Origin of the sequence: Chryseobacterium paludis (assembly GCF_025403485.1) — a bacterium.
In the GTDB taxonomy this organism is placed as follows: domain Bacteria; phylum Bacteroidota; class Bacteroidia; order Flavobacteriales; family Weeksellaceae; genus Chryseobacterium; species Chryseobacterium paludis.
The window spans coordinates 531990-544832 of sequence record NZ_CP099966.1 but is presented as its reverse complement, the minus strand read 5'-3'; the positions used below and the strand labels follow the sequence as shown (position 1 = coordinate 544832).

General features: G+C 34.3%; 7 protein-coding genes. 5 read left to right on the top strand and 2 right to left on the bottom strand.

Going from position 1 to position 12843, the window contains the following annotated elements; genetic code table 11:
• The first annotated feature begins 2 nt into the window (after nt 1-2).
• The 5 genes from NG806_RS02300 (at nt 3) to NG806_RS02280 (ending at nt 5384) form a co-directional block, all read left to right on the top strand.
• The gene (locus NG806_RS02300) at nt 3-824 is read left to right on the top strand and encodes a DUF4249 domain-containing protein (RefSeq protein WP_214826033.1); all 822 of its coding nucleotides are present in this window, start codon (nt 3-5) and stop codon (nt 822-824) included.
• A 487-nt stretch (nt 825-1311) separates the two neighbouring features.
• Complete coding sequence (gene rsgA / locus NG806_RS02295; RefSeq protein ID WP_261511814.1) at nt 1312-2361, top strand: ribosome small subunit-dependent GTPase A; 1050 nt, start codon at nt 1312-1314, stop codon at nt 2359-2361.
• Between the two features lie 348 nt (nt 2362-2709).
• Nucleotides 2710-3024, top strand: a complete 315-nt coding sequence (locus NG806_RS02290; protein WP_261511813.1) for a helix-turn-helix domain-containing protein — start codon at nt 2710-2712, stop codon at nt 3022-3024.
• A gap of 173 nt (nt 3025-3197) precedes the next feature.
• Complete coding sequence (locus NG806_RS02285; protein WP_261511812.1) at nt 3198-3374, top strand: hypothetical protein; 177 nt, start codon at nt 3198-3200, stop codon at nt 3372-3374.
• Nucleotides 3375-3755: 381 nt separating this feature from the next.
• Nucleotides 3756-5384 carry a helix-turn-helix domain-containing protein gene (locus NG806_RS02280; protein WP_261511811.1) on the top strand — a complete coding sequence of 543 codons (1629 nt, stop codon included), beginning with the start codon at nt 3756-3758 and terminating at the stop codon, nt 5382-5384.
• Between the two features lie 464 nt (nt 5385-5848).
• Here NG806_RS02280 and NG806_RS02275 read toward each other — a convergent pair whose 3' ends face one another.
• Both NG806_RS02275 and NG806_RS02270 read right to left on the bottom strand, forming a co-directional pair.
• Nucleotides 5849-6301, bottom strand: a complete 453-nt coding sequence (locus tag NG806_RS02275) for a hypothetical protein (RefSeq protein WP_261511810.1) — start codon at nt 6299-6301, stop codon at nt 5849-5851.
• 10 nt (nt 6302-6311) lie between these two features.
• Nucleotides 6312-12839 (bottom strand): RHS repeat-associated core domain-containing protein, encoded by a 6528-nt coding sequence (locus tag NG806_RS02270; protein WP_261511809.1) that lies wholly within the window; start codon nt 12837-12839, stop codon nt 6312-6314.
• Nucleotides 12840-12843: the final 4 nt, after the last annotated feature.

Sequence of the window (12843 nt, the reverse complement as noted above, 5' to 3'; positions counted from 1 at the left end):
CTATGAAAAATAAACTTAAATACCTGGTTATTTCATTCTGTTTTTTTCTTCTGTCTTGCACAAAAGTAATAGAAGTAGATTTAGAAACAGCAGAACCGAAATTGGTAATTGACGCATCGATTGATTGGATAAAGGGTACGACCGGCAGTGAACAGAAAATCAAACTCTCCACCACTACCGGATATTACAGTACCCTATTTCCTACAGTTTCAGGAGCTGATATAGTGATAACAAATTCAGCAAATACTGTTTTTAGTTTTATAGAGACTCCTGGTACAGGAGAATATACCTGTTCTAATTTCCATCCTGTTATCGGGGAAATCTATACATTAAAAGTAGTTTTAAATAAGGAAATTTATACGGCAACCGAAACCTGCATCGGGGTGCCGGATATTGAAAATAATATTGTACAAAATAATACCGGCGGATTTGGAGGTGATGAAGTAGAAATCAAATACTACTATAAGGACAATGGAAATGAAGAAAATTATTATCTCCACCGTATTGTATCACCTGTTTCAATGTTTCCTGATTATAAAGCCCAGGATGACGAGAACAGTCAGGGCAACCTAATGCAGGAATATTTTTCTGACAAAGATCTGAAGGCCGGGGATCTGATAAACATCAGACTGTATGGAATTTCCAGAAGATATTATGATTATTTCAGAAAACTGTTAACAGCATCCGGTGCTGGTGCCGGCCCGTTTCAAACAACACCGGGCTCGGTGAGAGGGAATATCATCAATCAGACCCATTTCGCAAACTTTGCTTATGGTTATTTCAGATTATCAGAAGTGTATGTAAAGGACTATACAATACAGTAATTAATTGGGTTTACAGATGTTTTTAAGTGAAAAAACGAAAATTTTATTCTTTAATTAAAAATTTAATTTATCCTATTTTATTATTCTTATCTACATACCTCCAGCCCTAAATCCAAACATGCTGCTGCATGATTCATTTTATAATCTTTATACAATTTTAATAATTCAGTAATGTCTCTAATGCTACTTTTGCCCGACCCAACAAGTACAATCGACAAAAATAGGCGTAAGACTTACCTACTTAAAACGCATATGAATAAGCTACCAAAATATTGAATCAGTTTTTTATATATTTGTACTTTATGCAAAAACAACTATTCACATATCATACTTTAATGATTGGAATGATTGCCTAATTCCGGCTATTTTGTTTCTTAAATCATCAGCTTGGTAGTCAACATATTACCAATAGTTATTTGTATGTAACAAAGTATTCGGACAATAAAGGATCTAATCAATTTATTTCATCATTTTAAACTAGTCAGTAGTGAATAACTTATCATTATATGGTTGGAACAACAATTTGTTCCAGCTTAAACAAACCTCGCAATACAAAAATCTTTTTCATGGTCGTGTTGCTGCAGTAAACAGAACCAATTATGAAGTTATTGCAGAGAATAATCGACTATTGTGCGAACTATCAGGTAATGTACTGTATGGAAGTCCATCATTTGAACTTCCATGTACAGGTGATTGGGTTATCTTTCAACCTTTTAACGATAACAAAGGAATAATTGTCGATATTTTACCACGCAAACATACATTGTACAGAAGAAAGACCGGTACATTATCCGACAGGCAAGCTATTGCATCATATGTTGACAAAGCATGTATCGTACAAAGCCTTGATGCCAATTTCAACGTTCGCCGGCTGGAACGTTTTATAGTTCAGGTAGTAGAAGAAAATATTCAACCGATATTGATCTTAACTAAATCTGATTTGGAGTTTAACCGCCACCAAATAGATGAATCATTGAAACATATTAGCCGCCAAATGCCAATATTTTTCATAAGCATCCTTTCGCCCGAAACCATATTTCCAGTGCGGGAATCAATCAAGCAGGGGGAAACGATCGTCTTTGTGGGATCATCAGGGGTCGGAAAAAGTTCTTTGATCAACGCACTGTGTGAGCGGACAGTATTTCTTACTTCTGAGATAAGTAAATCCTCAGGAAAAGGGCGACATACCTCAACCCGAAGAGAAATGGTATTGATGGATAGTGGTATTTTGATAGATACGCCCGGCGTTAGAGAATTTGGTTTAGCCGCAGATAATACTGAAACATTAGCAGAGATATTTGATGTTTCAGATCTTGCAAAATATTGTCATTTTCATAATTGTTCCCATGTTAATGAACCCGGCTGTAAAGTTATTGAAGCTGTAAACAGCGGTCTTTTAGAACTGGAGGTGTACAGTAGCTATCTCAAATTACAAAAAGAATCTTTATATTTTTCTATTTCTGAACATGAAAAGCGCAAAAGAGATAAGTCTTTTGCCAAAATTTCGGAAGAAGCTAAGAGAATAAAAAAGAAATAACCAATTTAACACAGGTGTTCCATCATAAAGTGGAACACCTATTTTAATGATTATTTCTAGTAACCATTGAAATTTATTGGAATGTTAATATATATAGGAATATTAAAAGAATTTTACGGTTGACCGCCGAAGAAACTAGTTTACATAGTTTTTTTGTTTCTACTGCTTGGCAAGTAATATCTCACTTTTATCTAGTTACATTACCTAATTTATGCTCTGCTTGGAGGGACTGACGTGATAAGTTGAAAATTTTTCTTACTTACAAAGTAACCTTGAGATTTTTAATAGAATTACATATATAGTTTAAGAATTCTTGGCTACTAATTAATTTACATTCATCATTAAAAATTGAAGATATGTCTACAATTCCAAAATTCAAAAACAAAAAAGGATCTTCTTGTAGAAGACCCTCTTGGCGGGAGAGGTAGTCCTGTTAAACATTTAATTTTACATAATAAATATAAAGTGAATACTATGGGGGATGAAGATAAGGTATTCATAACTTTATCCCGTACAGATTTAGCAAATATGGCAGGTACAGCAAATAAAACATTGGCATGCATACTTCATGATTTTAAAGAGGATCATCTTATTTTGATAAAGAGCCGTAAAATACAACTCTTACATTTAAAACAATTGACTCAGATTGCTAATTTTTATTAATGCATGATCATTTGCTATTAAATCCTATCCGTTTAATGTCAGGTAGCTAAATATCCTTCTATTCAACAGGATTATTCATTATGAAGCTTAATTAGACAGAACATTTAATGATCTTAAAAAAAGCATTCAACTTAGATTGGCATAGTATTCTTATTATATAAAAAAATAACATTATGAATACTATAAAAAAATTAGGTTTATTAGCGCTAACCGGATTATTTGTTTTTTCTTGTGCGCCACAATTTAAACCTAATGGAAATCATGGACTTCCACCTGGACAAGTGAAAAAAGTAACCGGAGCAAAATCTGCTAAACAATATGCCCCTGGTCAGTTAAAAAAAAATAGATAAGCGATATTATATACTGAGTATAATCTCACTGATTTTTCTCTTATTTAGTAAGGTGTAATTTTGATTTCTGTAAATCAGTTTTTGAAATTATAAAATTGTTTGAGATAAATATCCATTACACATTAAGGCTTGAGTAAATAAAGCTATAATGACAGTAATTTTACTTATTAGTCTTTCAGAAAAAGATTAGCATTAAAAATCATTTCTGATTTCTGACCAACATTTCAATATTTTTTAAGAATTACAACTTATACTAAATATTAATACATTTCACATTACCCTTACTTATTAATATTACATCATTTTTCAACCATCTTACAACAGCTAACTTGCTTGAAATATCATACATTTGTAAAAACACCTTTTCAAACAAAATTACCATTGAATTCCAATCAAATGAGAGCTTACCAATCTATTTTATTCCTTATCATCCTACATCTATTCACCTTAGGAAAAAGCCAGAAAATATCCGAAGAACAATTAAAGAACGAATTACACAACATCCAAGACAAGATCGGCAGTACAAGTGTCGTAAGCAATACCATAAAACAACTGGAAAAAAGCTACAGAACTGCAAAGGAAAATAAATACAATGTTACATTCTCCATTGGTACTGAACTGGTGCGAACATATTCAAGATTGGATAATTCGGAGAAAGTCATTGAGCTTGCGACAGATCTAGAAAACCACATCAATGAGGATTCACCGCCAGAGGAAGTATCCAATATGTACAAGATGAAGGCAAATTCATTGGGGGATTTGGGGTTTCTGGAAGATGCCCACAAAGCATATCAGCTTTCAAAAAGATATTTGGGAAAAATCAAGGACAATGATGTACGTCATTATTACAGCAGCTTATTTTATTCCAACTATTCCCGTTATTTTGATCAAAGCAAAAAACAATCTGATTCCGTACGCCTATATCTCATAAAAGGCTTAAGCGAAGCAGAAAAAATATCTGAAAAAAAATCAAGTATATCACTAAAAAAGAAATATGATTTGATTCTTTCCATACAGGCAAACCTGACATTGTATTATTTATGGATCATTCAGCCCACCGAACCAAGGACAGCAGAGACATATCTTTTAAAATCATTGAAGATTGCAGAAAATAGGGAAATAAGTTCACTCAATAAAATGAACCTATACAGAACGGCTGGTGATTTTTACTTTGACCAAAAAGATAATGACAAGGCCATACACTATGCTCAGAAAGGCTTAGAACTTGAGCAAAAAATTTCATCCCCTTCCAGTCGGGAAAACTTCTACGAAATCTTAACGGAGGCCTATTTGGCTAAAAATAATACTCTTGAGGGAAAAAAATACAATCAACTTCTTACAGAGCTCAGGGACAGTATTAAAATTGCAGAAAAACATTCGGTGAATAAAGTTACCACAGCAATTAAAAAAGAAAAGGAAAAGGAAAAAAGCAGCAGCCTTAGAAACTACTTATATGTGTTCTTCATTATAATAATACTGGGATGTGGTGGTGTTTGGTACTATTGGAAAAGCAGGAATAAAGTCTTACAACAGAGATTTCAGGAACTCATTACCAAAATAAAGCATGAGTCAGAAAACCAAAAGAATGAAATGGAGAAGGATGGAGAAAAAGCAGTAAAAGCTCCGAAAACAATTGCTGAGGAAACGGTCAATCAACTATTGACTAAGATATCCAAATTTGAAAAAACAGAGAAATATCTGAAAAGTGATATTACAATAGCCAGTATGGCAAGTAATTTTGGCACCAATACAAAATATCTTTCAGAAGTCATAAAATCCTATAAGGACAAGAACTTCAATCATTACATCAACAGCCTTAGAATTGAATACATTACCAGGAAACTGTATGAGGATGCAGTATACAGAAAATATAAGATTACTTCTTTAGCAGAGTTATGTGGCTATGCCAATCATAGGGTCTTTCAGACAGCTTTTAAAAAAGAAACAGGTCTAACTCCCTCAGATTTTATTAACAATCTGAAAAAGAAGACTGAATCGGAAATACTGTAATACAAAATAATTTGAAAAAGTAATAGCACCAATACACCTTAATGCACTTTTGCAAAAAAAATCTATTCAATCTTTTAGCATAAATAGGGATTTGTATGCTTCAATCAATGAGCAGAAAATCTTCTTGGTGAACATTGCAAACCGATACCTGGCTTTGAAAACGGGTATGTCATTTCAAACAAAGGAAGGGCAAAATACCTTAGTAGCTGGACGACAAGTAAAAAATAAAAGTTTTTGGAAAGAACAAATTATGTCCCTTAATATAATAATTAAGGCTGGTAAGAATAAACCGTATTTTTATATACGTGTACATCGTGAAGAACTAAACTTAAATTAAAAGCCAGAATTTCTTTATTTAAAGAAAAAGATAATGAAAAAACCCTCTTGAATTTTAATCAAGAGGGTTTCATTAATTTATTTTGATAAATCTCCCTTATTTTAAAGGAAATGACACTCAAGTACTTCTAGTTTTGATAATAAAGCCAATCTGTTTTATAATCGCTACACCCACTAAATAAATAGGTGTCAAAGGCTAATTTAAATCTATACTTTTTCTTTTCTTTGAAAGCCTTTGAAATTCTTCCGGGAACAATTGGAATTCGGTATTCCTTAGACTCTGCACTTTTAAGACATGTCATTTTCCCTAAACATTTCTCAATGTTTAAACAGCTCGCTCCATCAAAACTATATTTTGTATCCAGATATTGTTTTGATTCATCATTGTAAACCTGTATATCTGTGGGTCTAGCCCATATAGCAGAATATTGCTTGGGAACTTTTATTTTTTTGCCTTCTATATTTTTGATGACAAACACTATTTCTCCATTTTCCGACAGTGAGTTGTTAGAAAATGAGAGTTTACAAGTCTGCTGCGCAGATACAAAACTTACAAAAAGAACCAAAATAAACTTATACATAATAAATTTTTTATTTAAAAAAACGTGAATTTGCAAAATCATTGTACTGAGATTGGTATGCTCTAATAAGTGCTGGATTTGCTGTCATATAATTATAGAATTGCTTGGCTTTATTCCAATATCCTTCCATATTAGAAAATGATGCCTTAGGTAGTTTATCATTAAATAAGGTATCATGATATGCAAGAAACTCCCTAACTTCATAAATATTTAAATTTCCTGCAAGGCCCATTACCCCTCGTTGGTAAACATGAATAAATTCGTGATGAACAACTCTTATAAAAACGGCCACAGAACTTTTAAAAACGTGGGTAGCAATGGTTACTTCCTGGGTTTCAAATGCCTCTCCCCCCGTTAGTCCTGAGAACTCATCACTTTTTACATACTCCATGGTATATTTACCTTTAATATTAGCATCCAGGTTATATTTAGAGTTCACTAAATCAAATGCACCTTGGTAATTCTTCGCTTTTACTAACTGCCTGAATTCTTTTCTTGTTTGCTTATCAATCAACAAATTATCAGAAATTTTATGCATTGTATGATTGAATAAAGCCACGATACCGCCAATCTTGACGCCATCCCAGAAATTTCCTCCTGAAAGAGCAGAACCTACACCTCCTGAAAGCATTCCAAATGCCACCGTACCTGCACCGCTATAGGCAGCATCTCCAGCCACTTTTCCATATCCGTAAGATACAAAACTTGCCAAAAAAGCACTTGCAGCAGCTGAGAAAAAGTTACCTCCCTGCATAAAACTCAGTGTTCCCTGTACACCCGCATGGACGAGCCCTTTTAGAGCTTCATTTCCTACACTCGCCGTAGCGGTTGAAAAAACATCTCCGATAACAGTTGTTATCCCAGCACTTATCAAACTCATCACAATGGTAGAATACAAGTTCAGAATATTAAATTTTGCACCGGTTATCAAAGTAATGGCTGTATAGGAAACAACAGCAAAAACAAGTGCTTTCACAATAGGGATCGCTAAAAACTGCCAGAATTCCCCACTCGTGTCATTAAACATCAGTGGATTATTGAGAACATACCCGTATTTATTATAATTCTGGGTATTGGTAGGATCCTGAATGTGTTCATCTGCATTTAAGAATCTTCGGAGCAATGGATCATACAACCTGCCATTCATGTGGATGATTCCAATATCCATGAAATGCTCGTGGCTTGTATAACCACGATCGATTAAGCCGAATTTTTCCATGGCTCCCTGTATTCCTGATTTTTGGGTAATTATAGTTCCAGTACCTATCTGTAAATGGGTAAAGTTACCCCAAGCATCAAAATGTCTTTGTTCCAGTTTTTTACCTTCTGCATCGCTTATTGCAAGAATACTTCCTAAATAATCCTTATGCAAAAATTTGTAAGAACCAGATGTTTCTTTATAATTCTTCAAATAAACAATATTACTCTCGTAGGGTGTTCCACCGATATAAAGAGTATGTCTTTCCAATTTAGTACTATTATCAATCGTTACTTCAAAACTTCCATCCTCACTATATAATTTTATGAATTTACCCTTATTGGATACAAAATTACCTCCATAAGAAACTTTCTGACGCATTGATGTTAGCCCATATTCAAAATCAACATCTCCCCTCAGCCCATCAATGAATATAGGATCATTATTTTCATTATAGGTAACGAACTGGATCAGATCATTGTTATAATTCTGCGTTCCGGCTGCATTTAAAGTCATACCTGTTGGCTGGTAAATCTTTGATGAATTTTCAAATTTGATCACTCCCACCTGATCGTTTTCGGTAATCCTCCCTTTGATATCATAGATATTCCGGTTAGCAGACGGCTTAACACCAGTTACAGGATCCGTCCAGTTGACCAAACGATTATTATCATCATAATCAAATGACTCATTAATATTAAAATCACCTCCTGTACTTCTACTTTTTAACTCATTCTTTATAGCATCAAATGCATATGATATTTGAAGAATATTGGGTTTAATAGCAGAGGAATGGCTGATATTGGTTAAGAATCCATTACTGTCATAAGAATTAGTAATAGAGGCAGCGCCCAATTTAGAGGTTAAAGTTTGTCCTTTGGCATTGGTACTCTGAAGTTCCCAAAGAATTAGACCCGTCTTTTTATCCATTAACTGATACAGATCACCATTCCAGGCATTATACTTATGTATAATTGTTACAGCAGTAACAATACCCGCAGAAGATAAACTTTTAGTATAAGATATAACCCTTGACTTATCATCATAGAAAAATCCGCTTTGAGCGTAAACCCGCCCATTACTGTTTTCAATGTTAGATTTCATTCTACCATATGTGTCAAATTCAACACTCGAACTATAAGATTTTCCGTTTGATGTTCCTGACTTTAAAATATTCCTGCCAAAACTATCATATGTAAAAGTGATATTTTTAATGGTAGAAACCCCGTCTGATGATAATTCTACCTGATTAATGAGCTGCCCTAAATTATTGTACGTATACTCTTTTGTTCCTTTTGGACTAATAATTTTCTTCGGTTGTCCGAGTCCATCATATTCATATTTATATACTCCATTGGATGGATCATTAAATTCAGATTTTCTTCCCCAAACATCATATTTGGTTGTAACAATATTTTCTGCATACTGAGATTTGATCTGCTGTCCAGCTGCATTGTAGAAGAATTGTATTATTCCTCCTTTATCAGTTGTAGTCACTACATTGCCTAAAGCATCAACAGTTTTAGAGGTAATTCTTCCATAATCCGCCGGGTTGGATTCCTTAACAGTAGTTGTCAATCCTGAAGCAATAGTCTCGATCTGTTTACCGTTAAATGCAGTCGCTGTTACCTTCATGATAGGGAACACAGAATCATCATAAACAATGGTATTCCATTGGGAAGGACTCTGCCCTTCAAAATAAGTCTCGGATTCTGTGATCTTTCTTCCCAATACATCATATTGAATATCTTTCGATACGAATTGTCCCTGCCCAAATGCTTTTGTGGAAACTTTGTATTCTTGTCCCAACCTGTTGGTATACTTTTTAGAAACATTACCGTCAGGGTCGTACTGAGTAATAGTAATATTAGAATTACTATCTTTATCGTACTGATAGGTGATTGTACCTTTAAGATTGGTTGCAGCAGTCAATAATTTACCCCAGCCATCATAAGTATTAATGAGCATATTACCTAAAGCATCGGTATGCTTTTTTATCTGCCCCCAATCATTGTACTCTATATTTGATTCTAATCCTAAGTTATCTGTCTTTTTCTCAACAAATCTACCATTTGGTTCGTACAGGCTTGTCTCTGTTTGGGTTTGAGAGTCTGTACTATTGCTGACCGTTTTTCCAATGATATTGCCAAAACCATCATAATTATAGGTTTCCAGCACATATGCAGTATTATCCTTATTCCATGTTTTTAAGGTTTTCGGCAGATTATTCTCATAGGTGTATTCTTCTTTGGAAGATTTGCTGTCGCCATATGCCTGTACTATATCGGTTTTAGATTGGGGACGACCTACAAAGTAATCTGCTCCAATCCCTGACAAGTTATGAATATATTCAAAATTGGAAGTAGTTGTAGCATAACCATTATTAACACTCGTAACACTTTGGCTAGGAAGATAATAATCTCCATAGTCAATTAAAGTATTCATTAGTGTACTATTTAGGAAATCCTTTATTCTTGTGCCCTTTACAACAGTAGCTGTTACTACCTTTGGCTTATCGGTATCGGAAATCGGCATGGTCGCTAATTGCCCGTTCAGCAATTTATAAGATTCATATAAGGTAGACTTAAAGCTCATTAACTGCGTATTGGTCTCAGAAATATCTACCGGGAAAATGCTGTTTTCATTGTTAGTTCTAATGTTCCATTCTTTTACAGGGACTCCATCAAAAAGCGGATCAATTTCAACACCAGACCATACTTTGGTATTTTCAAATCCATCAGCATACCAGGAGGATCTAGCAACCTGATGATATCCCATCATACCTTTCCCCTGCATATGCCCTGTCATTCCCCTGTATCGAAAATCCTGTTTTCTTCCTTCCTGTCTAAGCTGTGATACAGCATAGGACTCGTCTACTCTGTCTAAAGAGAAGTAAGGGTAGTATTCTTTTTTAATCTTCTGATAAAAATTTGGATTAGTGTTATTATTCGGAATTGCTTCTAAATAATCTACCGACGTCATAATGCCTCCCTGAGCAATAGATTGTACTTGTGCTAATCTACTGACAGATGAGGGAGATTTGAGTTTATGTAGCCTTTGTTTCCAGAATAAGAGCACATCATAATAATTATTATTAATTTTCACCTGTGAGGTGATCGGAGAGAATAAAGTAAATTCACCTACATCAAAAGTTACATAATTAGTTCCTCCATAATTACCACTGGTTACAAAATCCGGACTTCCACTTGTTAGAGTTCCATTAGCAGTATAAGTGGCAATATTATAGCCAAAGTATCTTGAAAGAATGACGCCGCTTGAATTAACCTGGCCAGCTTTGTTAAAAGAGTTTATATGTACAATATCTGATTTACCGTCCTTATTGATATCTGATGCAGAATAAAAATTCCTGTAAATATTAAAAGTGGGGTAGCTACTGTTTTGATAATCATTAGGTTTTCTATATTTTAAAAAATTTGTTTTTAAGAAATTAGAAAAGCCTTTTTCAGTACCCATATAAAACCTCCAGTTATCTTTTTCTTGTGTATCGGTGGTTGGTATTGTAAAATCGAGATTTCTGTCACCGTTGAAGTCTCCGAATAATACCGGAGAATCGGATGCTTTCGTTTCAGATAAATTCCCTGTGAATTTTATTTTCTTAAGATAGTGATTGGGAGCAGTTTTAACAAACTCAAATACGGTATAGGCTGTGTTAGATACATTAATAATATCTACTTTCCCATCACCATCCACATCCAGGTACTGTTGTTGATAATAGGAACTTTCATTGATTCCTGAATCAACGGTGTAATTCGATAAAGGATTGCTTGGATTTTTTAAATCAACGATATAATTTCCCACCAAATAGGTATTACAGTTTAATTCGTGGCATGGAGGTGGTTTGTTGACAGTACCATCACCTGTTGCTGCTGAGGTAGACTTTAAATTATCGCATCCTGGAATGGGTTCAAACTGACATTCTTCTTTATTGATCGTCACAAATACATCCGATATACCATCGCCGTTGATATCACCTTCATTAAACGATGCTTTTTCCACTCGGCATCCTACACCCCCGCCCTGATAAGTACAGTCCGGATCAACATAAACGACTTTTTCAAAAACTTTAACAAAATTATTATTTCTGAAAATGTAACCTACTACTTTACCGCTTTCGTATTGGACAATTCCATTTCCGTTATAGACCTGCCCCTCTTCATCTAATAAAGTATGTACAATTTTAGCTTCGGTATTAAAAAATTTGCCCGTAGAAACATCGGTAAAGGTGTCATTGAGCCCTCCCAGTTTCACAATACCATTATTAAGAATGAAATCCAAATAAGAGTCTCCATTAAAATCACCCGTCAGTTTTACGTTATCAAAACTATCTACATTGTTATTTGAAAATTCTAAAATCGGCTGTGTTGGGCTAGGATAAGTAAAATTTACCGGATTGGCTGCTATATTATCAGCATTGTATTCTGTTATTTTATCAACTACCTGGTAATTCGTTCCATTTTTAATGTAATTAACAATGTATTTTTTAAATTGGTTTCCATTTGAAGTTACCTTAATTTCTGTTAATATTTTCTTTTGAGTAAAATCTTTTCCGCCTACATAAGATTGTTCAACCAGGTCTCTGGTAGCGTAGGTAAGTGTGATTTCATTAAAATTAGGTTTGTTAAGAACTTCGTTACCACCCCAGGAAATTGAGTTTAATACAGCCACATTGCTTTCCTGTTCATAATTGTAGTTGATAACATTTCCCTGTACATCTATCCATTTTACAATATTATATTCGATAGGTGTTCTGGCTGCATAATCAAATGCAGGCGCTCCTTCCCATGTCCCATACCAAGCTCGTGAGCCATTTTCAAATGTTACTTCGAAATATGCAGGACTATTCAAAGGCTCTAATATATAGTAAGCTTGCCCTACCGACTTAATTTTCACATTAGAATATTTCTCAGTAACATATTCTGCTCCATCCTTACCATATTCTCCTGATTTGAGAATAAGTCTTTGTCCATTAAAGCTATAATAATCAGAGTAATCTAATTGTACCCCTTTTGCTTCACCATCTTTTTCGACCGTTTTTCCAACTTTTGAAATAGCTGTTAGACCTGACAGGTTCCAACCATATCCGGCAATTCCGTTGTTAGAGCCACTTGTATACATTAAGTTAACCTGTGGAGCAACAGATTTTACTCCCGGAGGTAGGGCAACAGGCAAAGTAAACTGCAATTGTCCTGCTCCATTAACATCAATATTTCCTTTAGTGTCATGGAAACTTTGTCCTGAAAGCATCTGTGAAAATCCTAATATAAATATACAGGATATAATGGATGAGAACACCATCATCCTTTTAGCGTAAAATTTCATGGCT